Below are 19490 nucleotides of genomic sequence, written 5' to 3' on the forward strand. Positions count from 1 at the left end.
ACAGTAATAGGCGCTGTGATTATGTGGATAAGTGGATTTCCCCTTAAAACAATATGGTTTTCCACATGTGTACAACTTGTTCATATGTTTGCACACTTATAAACAGTATCCACATGTGGACAGCTAGTCAAAAACATTAAAAAGGCTATTAAATTGTTTTTAATGTTTCTTTTATATCCTCGATATCACGATTTAAATCGGAATCTTCTTCGAGTAGTTTCGAGATTTTCTCGTGTGCATGAATGACGGTGGTATGATCACGCCCCCCAAATTCTTCTCCTATCTTCGGTAAAGAGAAATCGGTAAGTTCTCTGGAAAGATACATTGCAATTTGTCTAGGGAAGGCAATGGATTTCGTACGTTTCTTTGCTGCAAAATCTTCGAGACGAATATTATAGCGTTCTGCTACAATTTCCTGAATGCCTTGAATGGTTATTACTTTAGGCTTGCTGCTTGGAATAATATCCTTTAATGCATCTGCTGCAAGAGAGGCATCAATATCTTGATTAACGAGTGAGGAGTAAGCAACAACGCGGATAAGCGCTCCTTCTAATTCGCGGATATTTGTATTGATTTGATTCGCAATGTAAAGCATGACCTCGTTTGGAATATCAAGCCCTTCAGCCTTTGCCTTTTTCGTTAAAATTGCAATTCTCGTTTCTAAATCTGGTGGCGTAATATCGGTAATTAATCCCCATTCAAAGCGTGACCGTAAGCGATCCTCCAATGTTGGGATTTCTTTTGGTGGACGGTCACTTGAGATAATAATTTGTTTACTTTCTTCATGCAGCGCATTAAACGTATGGAAAAATTCTTCTTGTGTCGATTCTTTTCCAGCAATAAATTGAATATCATCAATTAATAGAACATCGATATTTCGATATTTATTGCGGAAGCTATTGGATTTGTTGTCCATAATGGCATTGATAAATTCATTTGTAAATTTTTCAGATGTTAAATAGACAACTTTTGCTTTCGGATTATGCTCACGAACATAGTGTCCAATCGCGTGCATAAGGTGCGTCTTACCAAGCCCAACACCACCATAAATAAAGAGCGGGTTATATGCTTTGGCAGGTGCCTCTGCTACGGCTAAAGATGCAGCATGAGCGAAGCGATTTCCAGCACCGATTACGAATGTATCAAACGTATATTTCGAATTTAACATGGATTTTGGCATATCATTTGTATGCGAATTGTTTTTTTGGTTTGTCACTTGTTTGGTGTCTTCTACTTCCGCATTAGAAGTAGGAATAATAAATTTTGTATTTAATTTTGTACCAGTGACTTCACCAAGGATATCGGATATAAGTTCTGTATACTGTGTTTCTAGCCAATCTCTAGCAAATTCATTTGGTGCAGATATAATTAATGTACTTTTTTCGATAGCTTCAGCCTTTGTATTTTTTAGCCACGTATCAAAGCTGGGTTTGCTAATTTTTTCTTCAATTTTTTCTAGCGTAGCAACCCATAATTCTTCGATGTTTTCCAAAATCAATCTCACTCCTTTCCAAATTGGTTTACACATGACAGAAAAAGCCTCTCTCAATCTTGAATAAGATGGAAAGGCATATCATATATATGCTTGTAAAACATATTTTGACATATACGAATAGAAATTATTTAAGTATATGGAATCTATTTTGGCAGAAAGCGAATTAGAAAACCTTCTTTTTGCCAAGTTTTATATAAAGTTACTTGTGGATAGTCAATCATAGGATAAATAAAGAAGAAAGAAACTTATAAACGTTATCCCCGATTCTGTGGATAACGTTATACGGTGTACTGTGAACAACTATCCACATATTATCCACAGATTGTGAATAAGTATTATTGCTGTTTTCGATTTCCACAGGTTAAAACATAAATATGATATCAAATAAAAGTGAATAAAGCAATGGTTTTCGGGTAGTTATCCACATATTCTAGACCTTGTGCATAATAACTATCCACACTACCATATTTTGTGCTTAACTTGTAAATAGATGTTGTGGATATAAAAAAGTACCAAAATAATTATAAACGGGCTCTGTGGATAAAGAATTTTTAAATCTAAGTTGACAGATGAGGCATGTGTTTCGTATAATATCAAGGACTGTCTATTGGATTAGTTATTATTAAAATTTAGATATTAAAAAGGGATCCCTTGGGGAGGTGCAAGATAAATGAAAAGAACGTTTCAACCAAATAATCGTAAACGCAAAAAAGTACATGGCTTTCGTACGCGTATGAGTACTAAAAATGGACGTAATATTTTAGCTCGTCGTCGTCGTAAAGGAAGAAAAGTATTATCTGCATAGGCCACTGAAAAGTCAGTGGTCTTTTTCTGCTTTTTAGCGGAAGAATGAGAAGAAAAGCAGTGGTTCATACTGCTTTTTTTATACATAATTTATTGCAAGCGATGTGTTTGAGTATAAATAAAGGTGATAATGATGAAGAAAGCGTTTCGTATAAAAAAAAATGAAGAATTTCAGTCCATATTTAAAAATGGAAAATCCTTTGCTAACAGACAGCTTGTTATCTATTATGTAAAGAAGATAGATCAGGAGCATTTTCGCATTGGTCTTTCTGTTGGAAAAAAAATTGGGAATGCTGTGACACGAAATAGAATTAAACGTTTCTTAAGACAAGCCTTCCAGGATCTCGGGGATACCATCCAAGACCATTATGATATCGTTATTATAGCTAGAAACCCAACCAAGGATATGGGGTATGAGGAAATTAAAAAAAGCTTGACGCATTTACTCTATAAGGAAAAGCTTTTAAATAAATAGGAAAAAATTATTTTAAGATAGAATCTTATATGTAATTAGGATAAAATAACAGGTAGAGCGTGATGAGGGTCATATGAAGGAGGAAATAAATTGCGTAAAAAGATTTTATTGCTGATAACCTTCGTAGGTTTACTAGCAATACTTTCTGGTTGTACGGAGATTAATGAACCGGTTACGGCCGAAAGTGAAGGAATTTGGAATACGATTTTCGTTTACCCATTATCATGGGTAATTATTAAAATAGCTGAAATCTTTAATGAAGGTTACGGATTATCGATTGTTATCGTAACTGTATTTATCCGTTTATTGATTTTGCCTTTGAGTATTAAACAATTAAAAAGCTCAAAATCAATGCAAGAAATTCAGCCGAAGCTTCAAGAATTACAAAAGAAATATAGCTCAAAAGATGCGAATACACAGCAGAAGTTACAGAAGGAAACGATGGAATTATTCCAGAAAAACGGTGTAAACCCACTTGCTGGATGTTTGCCGATTTTTGTACAAATGCCAATCCTGATTGCAATGTATCATGCGATTATGCGTACTTCCGAGGTTAGTACCCATAACTTCCTATGGTTTGAACTCGGTTCACCAGATTATATTTTGCCAATATTAACTGCAGCATTTACATTCTTACAGCAAAAACTGATGATGTCGACAAATACATCGATGAAAGGTAATCCGCAGATGGCAATGCAAATGCAGGTTATGCTTTATGTAATGCCAATTATGATTGGTGTTATGGCATTTTTCTTCCCAGCAGCGTTAGCATTGTACTGGGTAACAGGTAACATCTTTATGGTTGTTCAAACACTTCTCATTAACAAACCGATGATGACGAATAAGTAATGGAGGAGAAAATAGTGAGAGAAATAACTGCTAGTGGACAAACAGTTGAAGGAGCGGTCCAATCAGCATTAGAGCAGTTAAACACCACGAAGGACCAAGTAGAGATTGATGTAATCGACGAAGGGAAAAAGGGTGTACTTGGCATATTTGGATCAAAACGTGCCGTTGTTAAAGTAACGCTTGTTAAAAACCCAATAAAAGAAGTAGAGAAATTAATTAAAGAAATAACAAGAAATATGAATCTTTCTGTTGAAGTGAAGACCACTGTAGAGGGGAACCAGGTGACCTATGAAATCGATGGTGAAAACATCGCAATTTTAATCGGGAAGCGTGGACAAACCTTAAACGCATTACAATATTTATTGCACCTAGCAATTAATAAGGATAAAAAGGCGTATTACACTGTCGTATTAGACGCAGAAGGATATCGTGGTAGAAGAAAAGAAACGCTTGAATCCTTGGCGCATAAAATGGCGGATAAAGCGAAGCGTATCAATAAAAAAGTAGCACTTGAGCCAATGCCGGCATTTGAACGGAAGATCATTCATAGTGCATTACAAGGAAAAAATGATGTATCCACCTATTCGGATGGAGTCGAACCACATCGGCATATCGTCATTAAGCCATAACAATAGTTGAAAAACCCCCTAGGGAGTCTCTCTAGGGGGTTTTCTGCATAAATATAACTACCTAAAAACTAGCTCTTTTTGGCTATACCACAGTGTCGGTCACTGTGGTATTTTTAGTATGTAGAAAACATAAATCTCTTGATCATCAGCATTTGGAAATTATTATGAAGTAGATATCAACAACTAAAATCTGAAAATTCAATATTCTAAGTGAGTAATCGTAAACAACTTTTCCATGCTTAAAAAGCAGATTGAATGTACGAGCAAGTAAAAGTAGCTATTTCCTTATTGTATAGGCAAAGGGATAATTTTAAGGAGGTAACAAAAGTGAAAAAGTATCATTTGTCGGGGATCATTGCCCTTCTTATGTTTATATCCATATGTTTCTTTCCATTTTTCCAGCCTACCTCGATAAAAGCTGGAGAACTTAGTTTTCCTATTTATTCCGGTGAAAATGTAGAGACTACCTACATAGCAAGTACTGTCACAACGACCGGCACAGATATTGAGGAGACTTTTTGGGACAGCGTTACGGAATGGTTTGATGATGTAGGGGAAAACATCGATACAGCCTTAGAGAGTATTAAAGAAGTATTTGGTGCCATTGTTAGTTATATAAGTGAATTAATTACAACAGTAGACAATGCAATCGGTCTGTTTACTGGAAACGATGATTCGACGGATGAAATAGACGACGTCAATGATACGCTGGATCAAGCAAAAGATACGATAGACGAAATTGATATTAGTGAAGATACAACTGGTAATAGTGTTTATCGAGTTTTACGAGAAGACGAGGATCCGACGAAAGGAATCTTTGCAAAAGCTCCTGAACGTGAGCATATTACAATTGCTGGGCATGTTAATAATGGTGGGAAGAAAAATTTCAAAGGATCAAAGTATATTTCAACAACGAAAAGTTTAGAGGTAGCGTTGAAAAACGCGACATCGAATATTATGGATAAAGGCAGCACCCATGATCTTCGTATCGTAAAAATTGATTTAAGTAAGGTAACAAATACGTATTATGATTTAACAAATCCAAAAATACAGGAAAAGTATCTTGTAAACTCGAAAGGTGAACCGTGGGAGAAAGTTAGAAGATACGCTAACGCATCACGGGAATTATTAGTGGAATATGAAATTCCAGCTGCAGCAATTAAGCTATTAGGTCGGCCATCTGAATTACAAGAGTAAGATAGATTATTTTAGGGGAGTGTGAAATTGTGGCAGACAATATAGAAATAAATAAGCTCATAGCTGTTTTGGAGCAATCAGAGTTAAATTTACTTGTGGACCTTCGAACAGGAGATGGATTTAACGAAAAAGCGTATGAAAAGGTAGTCGAAATGCTTACTTTATTTGAAAAGGAATGGAAAGAAGTAAGTAGTATACCAAAAGAAGTAGCTACAATTATGGTTGAGCTTTATGGTGAACTATACAACTTTTCGCTAAACTATTCCGGTGAAGAATCAGAGCGCATTCTAAAGGCGGCCAAAAACATAAAACGATTAATCGAAGAGTGCTTAGAAGGAATAGAGGAAGCACAACTTGAAAAAAACCAACTTTTTACTAAGTTGTTTGCGTATATAAATGAAGATGGGCATTTTTTTGAAAAACTGCGTAGTGGTAAGGGATTCGACGACCAACAATTTGAAAAAATATATGAAGCGTTAGAATCGATCATGGATGAGGTTCATTCGTGGGAGACACTACCGAAAGCATTCATAACTATTTTAATTAATTTTTATGAAATGGATTTGTTTGTTTATACGTATCAAGAGGAGTTTCATCAAGAAGAAGAGGCAGATAAAATTTATGATGCCTACGAAAGGGTATTTGAATTGATAGCTGGGTAATGTAATGATGCACTATTTATGGAAGACTGCATTTTGGAAGAAATTTATTATTTATAAGCTAATTTAGCTTTAAAAAAATCGAATTTTAGCGATAGGTTATTCACATGTGGATAATCTATCGCTCTTTTTATGCAAACTTGCTTTAAAAAATAATTGTGGATAAGTTTATTTTTTAGCTGAATTATGTTATTCTATTTTGTTAGTGACGTGAATTTAAATTAATGTCCATTAATATAGATAAAGCTTTTAAAAAATGTTGGAGGTGATCGTGATGGAGACAGATACAATTACTGCGATATCGACCCCGATTGGTGAGGGTGCAATAGCTATTGTAAGATTGAGCGGTCCTGAGGCAGTTTCAATGACAGCACGGATTTTTAAAGGGAAAAACTTAAACGAGGTAGATTCTCATACGATTCATTATGGAAAGCTTGTTGATCCAAAGACAAATGAGATTGCTGAAGAAGTAATGGTTTCTGTGATGCGCGCACCGAAAACATTTACCCGTGAAGATGTTGTCGAAATCAATTGTCATGGTGGTATGGTCGCTGTGAACCGAGTGCTGGAACTTATCTTAAGCATTGGTGCACGTTTGGCAGAGCCTGGTGAGTTTACAAAACGTGCATTTTTAAATGGAAGAATTGACCTGTCACAGGCTGAGGCTGTTATGGATTTGATTCGAGCAAAAACAGACCGCGCCATGTCTGTTGCATTAAAACAGATGGATGGTCGTTTATCTGGTTTGATCGGAAAGCTGCGTCAGGAATTGATTGAGACAGTTGCACATGTAGAAGTAAATATTGACTATCCTGAGTATGATGATGTGGAAGAAATGTCACATGAAATGATGCGTACGAAAACAAAGGAAGTCCATGCAAAAATTGATGACTTATTAAGTGTCGCTAAACAAGGGAAGATTTTACGTGAAGGTCTTGCTACAGCAATTATTGGTAGACCAAATGTCGGCAAATCGTCATTAATGAATACACTTGTACAGGAAAATAAAGCAATTGTTACAGACGTTCCAGGTACAACTCGTGATATAATTGAGGAATATGTCAATGTACGCGGTGTTCCGCTTCGATTGGTTGATACAGCTGGGATTCGTGAAACAGAAGATATTGTGGAACGAATTGGTGTCGAGCGTTCCAGACAGGTCTTGAAGGAATCCGATTTGATTTTATTTGTGCTAAATAATAATGATGTCTTAACAGATGAGGATTTCAAGCTCTTTGAAGCAGTAAGTGGACTTGAATATATCGTCATTATAAATAAAACAGATCTGGAACAGAAACTGGATATGGATCGTGTAAAAGAGCTGGTAGGAGATAGACCGCTAGTTACGACTTCTTTAATCGAAGAAGAAGGGATAGACGAATTGGAACAAGCTATTGCCGATACATTTTTTGCAGGAGAAATTGAGACAGGTGATTTAACCTATGTTTCGAATGCAAGGCATATCCAATTATTAAAGCAGGCGAGTCTTGCTTTAGAAGATGCGATGGAAGGTATTGACCTCGGGATGCCAATGGATATCGTACAAATTGATGTTACTAGAACATGGGAGTTTTTAGGTGAAATTATTGGAGATACTGCGAGTGACAGTTTAATTGATCAGTTATTCTCGCAGTTCTGTTTAGGAAAATAGATTGGAAGAGGTTGTTCAAAAAGTCCGGTAAAAATGACACGTCGAGAACAGGAGACCTTCGACTAAGTACCGACACGTCCTGTGTCGAACGTCGAAGTCACCACATCCTGTGGAAGCTCGTTGGCTTGCTTTTGCGTTCCTTGGAAAAGAAAAGCACTTTTCCTGCGTGCAAGAACGTCTGCTCACGTATCAATTGCATACGTTCCGCTACTCAAAGCTACGCCGTCTCGAACTTCTTGGTCCTTTTTATCCTCCTTTTTGAATACGCATTGGAAGTATAAAGAATTAAAAATAAGTTAACGATGAAGAAAGGATGAATGTGATGTCATACAATGCTGGTCATTATGATGTTATCGTTATTGGCGCTGGTCATGCTGGAGTCGAAGCTGGCTTTGCTGCAGCAAGAATGGGTGCCAAAACGTTAATGCTAACATTGAATATCGATATGATCGCTTTTATGCCATGTAATCCATCAATTGGTGGACCTGCCAAAGGGATTGTTGTACGTGAAATTGATGCTCTAGGTGGGATCATGGGGAAAGTGATTGATAAAAGCTACATCCAAATGCGGATGTTAAATACCGGAAAAGGCCCAGCTGTGCAAGCATTACGTGCGCAAGCTGATAAGCCAATTTATATGCGCGAAATGAAAAGACTTATTGAAAATGAAAAGAATTTGACTGTTCGTCAAGGAATGGTAGATTCTTTAATTGTTGAGGATGGTGTATGTAAGGGCGTTGTCACGGAATCAAAGGCAACGTATACTGCAGAATCTGTCATTGTTACGACAGGAACCTTTATGCGTGGTAAAGTATTGATGGGTCATTTGGAATATGAAAGTGGTCCAAACAACCAACGCGTTTCCGTGAAGCTTTCTGAGAACTTAGAGGAACTTGGTTTTGAATTAACACGATTCAAAACAGGTACACCTCCACGTGTAAGTAGCCATACGGTTGATTATTCTAAAACGGAAATTCAACCTGGAGATGATAATCCACAGTCATTCTCCTATGAAACAACAGAGCAAATTACCGATCAGCTTCCATGCTGGTTAACGTATACAAATGAATTCACGCACAAAGTGATTAATGATAATTTAGGTTTCTCCGCGATGTATTCCGGTGCAAAACGTGGAACAGGTGCACGTTACTGCCCGTCAATTGAGGATAAAATTGTTCGTTTTAATGATAAACCGCGTCATCAAATCTTCTTAGAACCAGAAGGAAGAGATACGGAAGAGGTTTATGTGCAAGGTTTATCTACTTCATTACCTGAATCTGTTCAGGAAGAGATGTTAAAAACAGTACCAGGTCTTGAAAATGCCGTCATTATGCGTGCTGGCTATGCGATTGAATACGATGCTGTCGTACCTACCCAGCTTTGGCCAACATTGGAAACAAAGAAAATTCCAGGATTGTATACGGCAGGACAAATTAATGGTACATCTGGCTATGAAGAAGCTGCAGGGCAGGGGATTATGGCTGGTATTAACGCGGCAGCGAAAGTACTCGGTAAAGAGCCAGTTATTTTAGATCGTTCTCAAGCATATATCGGTGTTCTTATTGATGACTTAGTTACAAAAGGTACGAATGAGCCGTATCGCTTATTAACGTCACGTGCGGAATATCGCTTATTGCTTCGTCATGATAATGCTGATTTACGTTTGACAGATATCGGGTATGAGCTAGGGTTAATCTCTGAAGAACGTTACGCTAATTTCCAACAGAAGAAAAGTTTCGTAGAACTGGAGAAAAAACGACTTAAAAAACTTACAATTAAGCCAACGGAAGCAGTAAATGCGATTATGGAAAGTGCTGGAGCTACACTATTAAAGGAACCAGTAAAAGCCTATGATTTGCTGAAGCGTCCAGAGCTAAGCTATGATCATATTGAACAAATGATAGAAGCGAATACGGAATTGAGTCCTGAAATGCGTGAACAGGTAGCAATTCAAGTGAAGTATGAAGGCTATATTAAAAAAGCAAATGAGCAAGTAGAGCGAATGCTGAAAATGGAAGACAAGAAGATTCCAGATGATATTGACTATGATGCTATTCATGGATTGGCAACAGAAGCAGTAGAAAAGCTGAAAAAAGTTCGTCCACTATCTGTAGGTCAAGCGTCTCGGATCTCTGGCGTTAATCCCGCTGATATATCCATCTTGCTTGTATATATTCAACAGGGAAATATTGCACGAATTGCAAACTAAGTTTATGTAGGAGATAGCGACGTATGAATGATGTACGTCGCTATTCTTCCATTACACAGAAGGAGCTATTTGATCAATGAATCCAGAACAATTTGTAGCTGCATTGCGTGAACAAGGAATTGTATTAAATGATGAACAGTGCGAGCAATTTTCAATTTATTTTCGAACATTAGTAGAATGGAATGAAAAAATAAATTTAACTGCGATTACGGATAAAGAAGAAGTCTATTTAAAACATTTCTATGACTGTATTACAGCTGCATTTCACTATGATTTAAGTAAAGAATTACATATTTGTGATGTCGGAGCGGGTGCTGGGTTTCCTAGTATTCCACTAAAAATCTGTTTTCCACATTTAAAAGTAACGATCGTTGACTCCCTGCAAAAGCGAATTGGATTTTTAAATCATTTGGCAGCAGAGTTAAATATAACGAACGTAGCATTTTACCATGATCGAGCGGAGAATTTCGGCAAGAACAGTTCATTTCGAGAATATTTTGATATCGTAACTGCAAGAGCAGTTGCAAGAATGTCTGTACTAAGTGAGTTATGTTTACCATTAGTGAAAAAGTCAGGAGCTTTCATTGCGATGAAAGGTGCTCAAGCGAAGGAAGAGCTGCAAGTTGGGGAGAAGGCAATTGAGCTACTCGGTGGAGAAGTAGAAGCTGTTCATACCTTTGCATTACCACAAGAGGAAAGTGAACGATCCATTGTTGTGATTCGTAAAAAACGAAAGACACCAAAAAAATATCCTAGAAAAGCTGGTCTTCCAAACAAAGAACCAATTGAATAAATGCATTTTACTTCTAAATTCGTTTAGTAGAGATAACATCTACTAAACGAATTTCATTTTATATTTAACGAACGAATCGTTTTCACGAAAGATTCATTACTTTTTTGGGGACAAATGTGGTAAAATAAATGTAATATAATAAGGTAATTATATTTCGCTCAGCAGCAGAATGCTGGCGCGTTTTTTCTTATTGAATCCTTTTTATGCTATACTTATTTTAGATTAGACATTCAATTGTTTCACGTGAAACAATTTTTATACATAGATAGAAAATGATTTTATTTTGTTAAATTATGAAGGTGGTGTCAGGTAAGTGGTACATCCTTTTAATCGGATATTTGGTTTAGGGGATAAAGGAAACCCTGAATTAGAGGAGACGGAGGAGTTCAATCCGGATGAAGTGATTCAGCTTCCAGTAGATCGAATTCAACCGAACCGTTTTCAACCAAGAACCATTTTTAATGAAGAAAAGATAAAAGAATTGGCTCAAACCATTCATACCCATGGAATGATTCAGCCAATTGTAGTTAGAAAGCTAGATGAGGATAATTTCGAGCTGATTGCTGGTGAGCGAAGGTGGAGAGCCGTTCAATCCCTTGGCTGGGAGAAGGTATCTGTCATCATTCGGGATATGTCTGATGCAGAGACAGCCTCTGTTGCACTAATTGAAAACTTGCAACGGGAAGAATTAACGGTTATTGAAGAAGCATTAGCATATGCGAAGCTGATAGAGCTACATTCATTGACACAAGAGGCATTGGCGCAGCGTTTAGGTAAAAATCAATCGACCATAGCAAATAAGCTGAGACTTTTAAAGCTTCCAGAGGAAGTACAAATGGCATTATTAAATAAAACAATAACAGAAAGACATGCACGAGCGTTAATTAAGCTCAAGGAACCTGAACAGCAGTTGCTACTTTTACAGGTCATTATTGATAACGATTTGAATGTGAAACAAACGGAAGAACGAATTGCTAAAATGAATGAACCGAAAGAGCAACCAAAGAAACGTCCGAAACTAAAAGGAATCAATAAGGATATCCGTATAGCAATGAATACTATTCGTCAGTCCTTAAACATGGTGTCAGATACCGGAGTAGAAGTGGAATCCGATGAAAAAGAGTTGGACGATTACTATCAAATTACAATTAAAATACCTAAAAAGAAATAATACTTCTTATACTATTTATTCCTAGCCCATCTTTGTCAAAAAGATGGGTATTTTGCATAATCAGCGTATTTTAACTTGAGAAATTACTAGCTTTTATTACAATTTCTAAAAAAAAGTAAAAAAGATAGTCGCTTCTATTCATTTAGTGATAATATAGTATGTATATAGTTAGGTAGGTGTCAACATGGGAAAAATATTGGCCATCGCAAATCAAAAAGGTGGCGTTGGAAAGACAACTTCGTCCGTAAACCTTAGTGCTTGTCTTGCTTCATTAGGAAATAAAGTTTTACTTGTTGATACAGATCCACAAGGAAATGCAACAAGTGGGGTAGGAGTTAATAAAGCAGACGCTAGTAATTGTGTATACAATGTGCTTGTTGAGGATTTGCCTGCAGAAGAGGTAATCGTTTCGACAAATATAAGCAACTTAGATATAATACCTGCAACCATTCAATTGGCTGGTGCAGAAATTGAATTAGTACCCATTATCTCAAGGGAAATTCGTCTGAAAAGGGCACTTGAAAGTTTAAAAGAAAACTATGATTATATCATTATAGATTGCCCACCTTCTTTGGGATTGTTAACCATTAATGCACTGACTGCATCCGATTCTGTTATGATACCAGTACAATGTGAATATTATGCGTTGGAAGGTCTTAGTCAATTGCTTAACACGATTCGTCTTGTTCAAAAACATTTGAACAAACAGTTGATGATTGAGGGTGTATTACTAACGATGCTTGATGCAAGAACGAATTTAGGTATTCAAGTAATTGAAGAGGTTAAAAAATACTTTCAAGATAAAGTCTATAAAACAATTATACCGAGGAATGTACGATTAGGAGAGGCGCCAAGTCATGGAATGCCAATTATCAGCTACGATCCAAAATCCCGAGGTGCAGAGGTTTATCTTGAATTAGCGAGGGAAGTGATGGCAAATGGCGAAAGGGTTGGGTAAAGGACTTAATGCTTTGTTTCTGAATGAAAACGAGCAAGAAGAAGCTGGTTCAATAGAAGAGATTGCTATCACAGAATGTAGACCAAATCCTTATCAACCGAGAAAAACATTTCACGCGGATGCAATCGAGGAAATGAAAGAGTCTATCTTGGAGTATGGTATTATTCAACCTTTGGTTGCACGCAAAAGTATTAAAGGCTATGAAATTGTTGTAGGTGAAAGACGTTTTCGAGCTGCTAAAGAAGCTGGTTTAAAAACAATCCCAGTCATTGTCAAAGAGCTAACGGATGAAAAAATGATGGAGATTGCGCTGTTAGAGAACTTACAGCGTGAAGATCTTACGCCAATTGAAGAAGCGCATGCCTATGCGAACTTGATGACAGAGTTAAAAATTACACAAGAAGAGCTGTCAAGGAGATTAGGAAAGAGTCGTCCACATATTGCGAATATGGTTCGTTTGCTTTCCTTACCAGAACAGGTTGTTGCCTATATTAATAATGGTGAGTTATCGATGGGGCATGGACGCGCGCTCTTAGGCTTAAAAGACAAGGATAAATTATTTCCATTGGTGAATAAAATTCGTCATGAAAAACTGAATGTTCGTCAGGTTGAGAAATTAATTATCCAGTTGAATGAAAAACAGCCAGCGAAAAAAGAAAGACCAAAAAAAGATGTTTTTCTAGAAGAGCAAGAGACGGTATTGAGGGAACGATTAGGTACAGCGGTTAATATTCAAAAAGGGAAACGTAAAGGGAAGATCGAAATCGAATTTTATACGGATGATGATTTAAATCGACTCATTGAATATTTAAATAAATAGGGCACTTAGAAAGACTGACCGTATGTACGTCAGTCTTTCGTTTTATTTTAGGAGAGGTAATAGAAATGTTCCACGTGAAACATTTATGTTCCTTTTTATAAAATCAACTTTCATAGCGTGAGATTAAAGAAATAAGCTTAATAGGTAAGGCTGGAGATATGCTGAACCGGTTGACTTTTGGTGATTTTTTTAATTTATATTTGACAATAAAGTGGTATGAAAACGTAATTCATGTTATTTAACAATCGAACGAGTAATAAAGATAATTAAGTGGAGGGAGAGCTGAATAATGAATAATACGGGTAAAAGCTCAGTTATTATTTATGGGGATAAAGAAAACATTTGGAACGCCATTACGGATGAGAAAAAACTTCTACAGTGGTATGCACCGGGATCACCTTGGAAAATACCAAATTTGAATGTTGGAGAAAAAATATTTTTTACATTAATGCCAAATGCTCATAATAATCTAACTGATAAGCTTCCTATGACATTAACAATTAAGAAAGTCATTCCATATCAAGAGTTTTCCTTTCAGCTTGACTCACAAAAAACAGTTATATCGTTTGTTCTAGTAAAGGAGAGCAATGGAATAAGAGTTACAACAAATTTAGGAGGCTATGATGCATCACTAGAGAATTTGAAAGCTCTTGTTGAAGGAAAGGAAATACCAAATTGTTGAATAACAAGTAAATTATCTAGTCTGAAAGAATTTAAAACGGGCTCACTTTTTGAACGGAAGCTATTTTATTAGTATAAAAGTTGAGTTGCATAACATATAGAAGATGGTGAAGAAAAAGAGATGGTTTTATTTGGTACATTAGTGAATGGAGCACTCATACTTATAGGCTGTATCCTTGGATTGTTTTTTACGAAGATACCGGAACGATATAAAGAAACGGTTATGCATGGTATTGGACTTGCTGTTGTATTGATAGGCTTGCAAATGGCGTTTGCAGGCGATCAAATTATTATAGTCCTATTAAGTTTACTTTCTGGTGCAATTATTGGTGAATTTATTCATTTGGAAGAGGGATTAAATCGACTCGGGTTTTGGATTGGTAGTAAATTTACGAATAAAGATAGTGATACAAGTATTGCACAAGGCTTTATTACAGCGACATTAATATTCTGTATTGGAGCAATGGCGATCATTGGTGCATTGGATAGCGGAATTCGAGGAGACCATGGGATTCTTATCACGAAGGGTGTAATCGATGGTTTTACTGCGCTTGTATTGACAACGACATTAGGGTTTGGAGTGATATTGTCCGTCATTCCAGTTCTCTTCTACCAGGGTGCGCTTGCGCTAGTGGCAACACAAATTGAGAGATGGTTACCTGAAGAATTTTTAAATGGATTGATTGTAGAAGTTACAGCTGTTGGCGGCTTACTAATCGTAGCTATTGGTTTAAACTTATTAAAAATCACAAAAATTCGCATCGGTAATTTATTACCAGCGATTTTGACGGTAGGAGTTATTTATTATATTTACTCGCTCTTTTAGAGATTAATGCATACATAGATTATTTACTACTGGCGGCGGATCCCATCTATACTTCCGTTGCCAGTAGTTTAGTTTATACTGTAAAAATCGTTTGGAGGATGCCCCTCGCTAGCTCGGACTTAAACATTGTAACTAAAAAATAATGAGCTATACCATCTTCAAAAAATTAGACTGTCCATTTCTTTATCGGATGTTTTTTTGAAATAACAACGGCAGGCGAATAATTATACGTAAGCCGCTGATCGATTTTGCCTAAAATATCCGTTATTTGTTTTGCCATATCAATAACAACAGATAATCTCGTATTTTGTAAAATAGAATGCTCCATAAATCCACTAATATTAACGACCCCCGTAATATTCATATCACCAATAGCTGGTAGAGCCTTATTTAAAGCCGCTCCTGGCTTTAAAGGGGCTTTTTCCGTAATGATATGACCAATCGATGAATTCCTTCCGAGACAAGCATCTATTGCAATAATATAAGGGTCTTGATGATTCTCTTTCACAATGGTAATCGCTTCTTGCATGTTTACAGCATGAACAGGATCGTGTACTGTCCCATAGACATGCAGGTGCTTCGGTTTTGTTTCCTGAAGAAAGGTTCCGGTTAATGGACCAAGTGCATCTCCAGTCGATCGATCTGTTCCAATACATAGGATGATAAATTCTCGAGGAGCATCTGGAAACCAGGATAGTATTTTCTCACACATTAATAGGGGGAGTTCGGAATCCGTATAGGGCATACGGAAATTCTCAATCGGTTGCTCAAATCGATTCTTAAGATACATAGCTTATCCTCCACAAACATATTGGTATAGTATACGGATTATTTCGCCGTTCTATACATACGAATGTTAAAATATTGGGGGAATATTAGATGGCTTTTGCTGGTTTGAAATGGATGTTTCTAATCATTGGAACAACAATTGGTGCTGGTTATGCATCTGGGGCAGAGTTATGGCAGTTTTTTGGCCATGAAAGCAGTCTAGCTATTGTTTTGTTTAGTGTTTTCTTTTCGATTTGCTGTGTGGTGATTATGGAAATTAGCTATCGATTAAAATCATCGCACTATTTGCCTGTATTAGAGGAGATAGTTGGTGCTAGGTTAACGGGTGTATTTGATGTTATGATTTTATTATACTTATTTACAACAACAATTGTCATGATTGCTGGAAGTGGTGCAACCGGACAGGCGTTTAATTACTCCTACTGGTGGGGTATAGGTATTATTGTAGTCGCACTCATGTTATTATTTTTAAAAGGCGTGAATGGGCTACTGCAGGTGAATCAGTTCATCTTACCGATTATGCTTGTTGGTATGCTCGCTGTTCTGATTATGTTTACAATCGACCAGGAACTAGCGCTGTTTTCACACTGGCATGAACAACGGAATTGGATGGCTGCTTTTCCATTTACCGCACTGAATATACTTCCGCTTGTGGCCGTGCTTGGGGCAATTGGAAACAAGGTTCGGTCTAGAAGGGAGATTATTTTCGCTTGTGTTGGCAGCGGCTTGATATTAGGTGTGATTTCTTTTATTTATAATAATAGTCTGATTCAAATTGCAGAAGAGATTTTGTTGTATGAGATTCCTTTATTTGCGATATTGAAGCATTATCCGATGGAAATACTGATATTCATGTCGGTTATGCTTTGGTTTGCGATTTTCACAACGGCAGCTGCTGGCATACTTGGAATTGCTACACGACTCCAGCAGTATTTTCAAAAGCCGTTATTCCTTATTGTAATGGTTACATTAGTCATTATGATCCCACTAACTACCTTTGGTTTCTCTACTTTAATACGTGTGATTTATCCACTATATGGAATTCTCAATTTGTATATACTGACAAGACTATTATTATATCCAATATGGAAACGAATGGAGAAGGTTAGATAGAATGCTTGGAGTTGGAGGTTTTAACATGGAAGAAATTAACGATCAAGTAACAAATGCATGGGAATATATAACAGGTCCAGATCTATGGAGGATTTTGTTATCTTCTGCACTGCAGATAATATTAATTGTTTTATTAGCATTGATCATCGTTAAAGTAACGAGAAAACTAGTAGACAAATTATTTGTCAATCGTCAAACAGGACCGATTCGTATATCGGAAAGACGAGAAAACACGTTAAAGAAGCTAATAAAAAATGTTGTTGCATATGTTGTATACTTTATGGCCATTGTTATGATTTTAGGTGTGTTTGATATTGATATTGGTCCATTGCTTGCCGGTGCCGGTGTTCTTGGTTTAGCAATTGGTTTCGGTGCACAGAACCTTGTGCGAGATATTATTTCAGGCTTCTTCATTATTTTTGAAGATCAATTTTCTGTTGGTGACTATGTGGCTGTTGCTGGTATAGAGGGTACGGTAGAGGAAATTGGTCTGCGGACAACGAAGGTATTGAGCTGGACGGGGGAAATGAATATCATTCCGAATGGAAATTTAACACAGGTGGTCAATTATTCGGTTCATAATGGTTTATCGATTGTAGATATTAATATTCCATATGAAAGCGATGTGGCTGATGTTGAAAAGATTATAGAAGAAGTTGCAGTAACCTTACCGGAGAAATATGATTTCCTTGTTGGAACACCAGAAATTATTGGGGTACAAAATTTAGAGGTCTCCCATTTTGTTATCCGGGTTATTGCCGATACATTACCTGGTTTTCAGTGGGCAGGCGAGCGGAATATTCGGAAGGAGCTTCAAGATAAATTATATAAATCTGGCATTGAACTTCCATCACCGCGTGTTGTTTTATATTCAAAGGAAGAAAAAGAAGCCTTAAAACGTGAAAATAGAGGGCAAAGCCATTAAAATTTGGATATAATGGATGTAAAAAAGGAGATCCAAAAATGGAGAAAGAATTTAACTTGAATGATGTAGTAGAGATGAAGAAACCCCATCCATGCGGAGAGAATCGTTGGAAAATTATTCGTATGGGGATGGATATCCGGATTAAATGCCTTGGCTGTGATCATAGTGTCATGATTCCGAGGAGAGAATTTGTTAAGAAGTTGAAAAGGGTGTTGGAGAGAGCGGAGAATTAAGGGCTTGGTGGATATATGGGCGGCATGATGTAATTTCTAACCGACCCCCTTGATCTATAAGGTTTGTTAGTAAGATGAAAGTGAAATGCTAACATTGAGGATTTTAATTGAGGCTTCTCATAAGTTCATTGAACTTATGAGAAGCTTCTTTTTAAAGATAAGAAAGTATAAAATAATGAATAAGTAAAAGACCACTCCTGTCAAAATGGTGAATTACCCTCATTAGAATTTAGTGGTTGAAAAGAGTCAAATTATTTTTTAGAGAAATTGGGTTTTACGATTGAATATCCAGATAGTATTACGAAATCTAAAAGAATAATAGTGTAAACGCTTTAAAAGACGGATGATATCCTATAAATTAATATGAAATGTTCGTGATTTAATTGACGGAACTATAAATTAATATTATTATTGTAAATGCAAATTAAATGTAGAATAATGTCGTATAATATTGGGGATATGGCCCAAAAGTTTCTACCAAGCCGCCGTAAAGGGCTTGACTACGAGGCAAGTGTTAAAAGGAAGAAATGATCAATTCTTCCTTTTGTATTTACACATGCCCTAGTCAATGCTCCGGTAGCTATCGGAGCATTTTTTATATTTATAAAATGTCTATAAGCTATCATGAGAGATGGCACGTTAGGAAAACTTTGGTGGCTTTTAGTGTGAAACAAAGTGCGATATTATTCGAGTGTTCCAGCAAGAAAATATTTGGGTGAATCCCAAGCAAATTATAAAAATCTATCATGAAGGGATCGAGAAAATAATGAAAAAGAAAATTTACTTTAATCATGATGGCGGAGTTGATGATCTTGTTTCGCTATTTTTATTACTAAAAATGGACACTGTTGAACTTACAGGTGTTTCAGTCATTCCAGCAGATTGTTATTTAGAACCAGCAATGTTTGCGAGCCGAAAAATTATTGATCGCTTTGGAAGCGGCGGCCTTGACGTAGCTGAGTCAAATTCACGCGCAAAAAACCCTTTTCCAAAAGATTGGCGAATGCACGCTTTTTATGTAGATGCACTACCAATTTTAAATGAGTCTGGAAAAGTTGTAACACCAGTGGCGGACAAGCCTGCACATCTTCATTTAATAGAGACGATTCGTGCAACTGAAGAAAAAACAACCTTATTATTTACAGGGCCGCTTACCGATCTTGCCCGTGCATTAGATGAAGATCCTGAAATAGAAGAGAAAATTGAACGACTT

General features: G+C 36.6%; 20 protein-coding genes and 1 riboswitch. Of the genes, 18 read left to right on the forward strand and 2 right to left on the reverse strand.

The genetic code is table 11. The annotated features are described in order from the left end of the window. Positions 1–148 precede the first annotated feature (148 nt). The gene (gene dnaA / locus F1560_RS17050; protein ID WP_149475853.1) at positions 149–1492 is read right to left on the reverse strand and encodes a chromosomal replication initiator protein DnaA; all 1344 of its coding nucleotides are present in this window, start codon (positions 1490–1492) and stop codon (positions 149–151) included. A 673-nt stretch (positions 1493–2165) separates the two neighbouring features. Here dnaA and rpmH point away from each other — a divergent pair. The 14 genes from rpmH (at position 2166) to F1560_RS17120 (ending at position 15217) form a co-directional block, all read left to right on the forward strand. Then, positions 2166–2300 carry a 50S ribosomal protein L34 gene (gene rpmH / locus F1560_RS17055; protein ID WP_149475854.1) on the forward strand — a complete coding sequence of 45 codons (135 nt, stop codon included), beginning with the start codon at positions 2166–2168 and terminating at the stop codon, positions 2298–2300. A gap of 132 nt (positions 2301–2432) precedes the next feature. Next, the gene (gene rnpA / locus F1560_RS17060) at positions 2433–2774 is read left to right on the forward strand and encodes a ribonuclease P protein component (protein ID WP_149475855.1); all 342 of its coding nucleotides are present in this window, start codon (positions 2433–2435) and stop codon (positions 2772–2774) included. 90 nt (positions 2775–2864) lie between these two features. Then, positions 2865–3623 carry a membrane protein insertase YidC gene (gene yidC, locus F1560_RS17065; protein WP_149475856.1) on the forward strand — a complete coding sequence of 253 codons (759 nt, stop codon included), beginning with the start codon at positions 2865–2867 and terminating at the stop codon, positions 3621–3623. A gap of 14 nt (positions 3624–3637) precedes the next feature. Next, positions 3638–4252 carry an RNA-binding cell elongation regulator Jag/EloR gene (gene jag / locus F1560_RS17070; protein WP_149475857.1) on the forward strand — a complete coding sequence of 205 codons (615 nt, stop codon included), beginning with the start codon at positions 3638–3640 and terminating at the stop codon, positions 4250–4252. 327 nt (positions 4253–4579) lie between these two features. Further along, positions 4580–5449, forward strand: coding sequence for a DUF7587 domain-containing protein (locus tag F1560_RS17075; RefSeq protein WP_149475858.1), 870 nt, complete (start codon positions 4580–4582; stop codon positions 5447–5449). A gap of 29 nt (positions 5450–5478) precedes the next feature. After that, the gene (locus F1560_RS17080; protein ID WP_149475859.1) at positions 5479–6111 is read left to right on the forward strand and encodes a hypothetical protein; all 633 of its coding nucleotides are present in this window, start codon (positions 5479–5481) and stop codon (positions 6109–6111) included. A gap of 271 nt (positions 6112–6382) precedes the next feature. Further along, positions 6383–7759, forward strand: coding sequence for a tRNA uridine-5-carboxymethylaminomethyl(34) synthesis GTPase MnmE (gene mnmE, locus F1560_RS17085; RefSeq protein WP_149475860.1), 1377 nt, complete (start codon positions 6383–6385; stop codon positions 7757–7759). A 322-nt stretch (positions 7760–8081) separates the two neighbouring features. Beyond that, positions 8082–9968 carry a tRNA uridine-5-carboxymethylaminomethyl(34) synthesis enzyme MnmG gene (gene mnmG / locus F1560_RS17090; RefSeq protein ID WP_149475861.1) on the forward strand — a complete coding sequence of 629 codons (1887 nt, stop codon included), beginning with the start codon at positions 8082–8084 and terminating at the stop codon, positions 9966–9968. Positions 9969–10044: 76 nt separating this feature from the next. Beyond that, positions 10045–10761 carry a 16S rRNA (guanine(527)-N(7))-methyltransferase RsmG gene (gene rsmG / locus F1560_RS17095; protein WP_149475862.1) on the forward strand — a complete coding sequence of 239 codons (717 nt, stop codon included), beginning with the start codon at positions 10045–10047 and terminating at the stop codon, positions 10759–10761. Positions 10762–11074: 313 nt separating this feature from the next. Beyond that, positions 11075–11932, forward strand: a complete 858-nt coding sequence (gene noc, locus F1560_RS17100) for a nucleoid occlusion protein (RefSeq protein ID WP_149475863.1) — start codon at positions 11075–11077, stop codon at positions 11930–11932. A gap of 184 nt (positions 11933–12116) precedes the next feature. After that, positions 12117–12890: a ParA family protein gene (locus F1560_RS17105; protein ID WP_095314007.1), complete on the forward strand. Its 774-nt coding sequence runs from the start codon at positions 12117–12119 to the stop codon at positions 12888–12890. Continuing rightward, positions 12871–13710, forward strand: coding sequence for a ParB/RepB/Spo0J family partition protein (locus F1560_RS17110; RefSeq protein ID WP_149475864.1), 840 nt, complete (start codon positions 12871–12873; stop codon positions 13708–13710). Before F1560_RS17105 ends, F1560_RS17110 begins: the two co-directional genes overlap by 20 nt. Positions 13711–13999: 289 nt before the next feature. Continuing rightward, the gene (locus F1560_RS17115; RefSeq protein ID WP_149475865.1) at positions 14000–14392 is read left to right on the forward strand and encodes an SRPBCC domain-containing protein; all 393 of its coding nucleotides are present in this window, start codon (positions 14000–14002) and stop codon (positions 14390–14392) included. A gap of 120 nt (positions 14393–14512) precedes the next feature. Further along, positions 14513–15217, forward strand: coding sequence for a DUF554 domain-containing protein (locus F1560_RS17120; RefSeq protein ID WP_149475866.1), 705 nt, complete (start codon positions 14513–14515; stop codon positions 15215–15217). Between the two features lie 166 nt (positions 15218–15383). Here F1560_RS17120 and yyaC read toward each other — a convergent pair whose 3' ends face one another. Further along, positions 15384–16007: a spore protease YyaC gene (gene yyaC / locus F1560_RS17125; protein ID WP_149475867.1), complete on the reverse strand. Its 624-nt coding sequence runs from the start codon at positions 16005–16007 to the stop codon at positions 15384–15386. Between the two features lie 89 nt (positions 16008–16096). On the opposite strand from yyaC, the gene F1560_RS17130 reads away from it, so the two are divergent. The 4 genes from F1560_RS17130 to F1560_RS17145 all read left to right on the forward strand — a co-directional run. Further along, positions 16097–17119 (forward strand): YkvI family membrane protein, encoded by a 1023-nt coding sequence (locus F1560_RS17130; RefSeq protein ID WP_149475868.1) that lies wholly within the window; start codon positions 16097–16099, stop codon positions 17117–17119. Positions 17120–17144: 25 nt separating this feature from the next. Further along, the gene (locus tag F1560_RS17135; protein ID WP_149475869.1) at positions 17145–18044 is read left to right on the forward strand and encodes a mechanosensitive ion channel family protein; all 900 of its coding nucleotides are present in this window, start codon (positions 17145–17147) and stop codon (positions 18042–18044) included. A gap of 38 nt (positions 18045–18082) precedes the next feature. Then, positions 18083–18277: a DUF951 domain-containing protein gene (locus F1560_RS17140; RefSeq protein WP_149475870.1), complete on the forward strand. Its 195-nt coding sequence runs from the start codon at positions 18083–18085 to the stop codon at positions 18275–18277. Between the two features lie 421 nt (positions 18278–18698). Beyond that, a riboswitch (purine riboswitch) is annotated at positions 18699–18800 on the forward strand. Positions 18801–19043: 243 nt separating this feature from the next. Continuing rightward, on the forward strand, positions 19044–19490 hold a 447-nt coding region (locus tag F1560_RS17145; RefSeq protein WP_187773759.1), incomplete at its 3' end, for a nucleoside hydrolase.

This window comes from Oceanobacillus polygoni (assembly GCF_008304605.1).
Lineage (GTDB): Bacteria > Bacillota > Bacilli > Bacillales > Amphibacillaceae > Oceanobacillus > Oceanobacillus polygoni.

Coding starts and splice junctions, on each gene's coding strand:
- rpmH (WP_149475854.1), top strand. CDS start 2,166: ATGAAAAGAACGTTTCAACCAAATAATCGTAAACGCAAAAAAGTACAT.
- rnpA (WP_149475855.1), top strand. CDS start 2,433: ATGAAGAAAGCGTTTCGTATAAAAAAAAATGAAGAATTTCAGTCCATA.
- mnmE (WP_149475860.1), top strand. CDS start 6,383: ATGGAGACAGATACAATTACTGCGATATCGACCCCGATTGGTGAGGGT.
- mnmG (WP_149475861.1), top strand. CDS start 8,082: ATGTCATACAATGCTGGTCATTATGATGTTATCGTTATTGGCGCTGGT.
- rsmG (WP_149475862.1), top strand. CDS start 10,045: ATGAATCCAGAACAATTTGTAGCTGCATTGCGTGAACAAGGAATTGTA.
- F1560_RS17105 (WP_095314007.1), top strand. CDS start 12,117: ATGGGAAAAATATTGGCCATCGCAAATCAAAAAGGTGGCGTTGGAAAG.
- F1560_RS17110 (WP_149475864.1), top strand. CDS start 12,871: ATGGCGAAAGGGTTGGGTAAAGGACTTAATGCTTTGTTTCTGAATGAA.
- F1560_RS17115 (WP_149475865.1), top strand. CDS start 14,000: ATGAATAATACGGGTAAAAGCTCAGTTATTATTTATGGGGATAAAGAA.
- F1560_RS17120 (WP_149475866.1), top strand. CDS start 14,513: ATGGTTTTATTTGGTACATTAGTGAATGGAGCACTCATACTTATAGGC.
- yyaC (WP_149475867.1), bottom strand. CDS start 16,007: ATGTATCTTAAGAATCGATTTGAGCAACCGATTGAGAATTTCCGTATG.
- F1560_RS17130 (WP_149475868.1), top strand. CDS start 16,097: ATGGCTTTTGCTGGTTTGAAATGGATGTTTCTAATCATTGGAACAACA.
- F1560_RS17135 (WP_149475869.1), top strand. CDS start 17,145: ATGGAAGAAATTAACGATCAAGTAACAAATGCATGGGAATATATAACA.
- F1560_RS17140 (WP_149475870.1), top strand. CDS start 18,083: ATGGAGAAAGAATTTAACTTGAATGATGTAGTAGAGATGAAGAAACCC.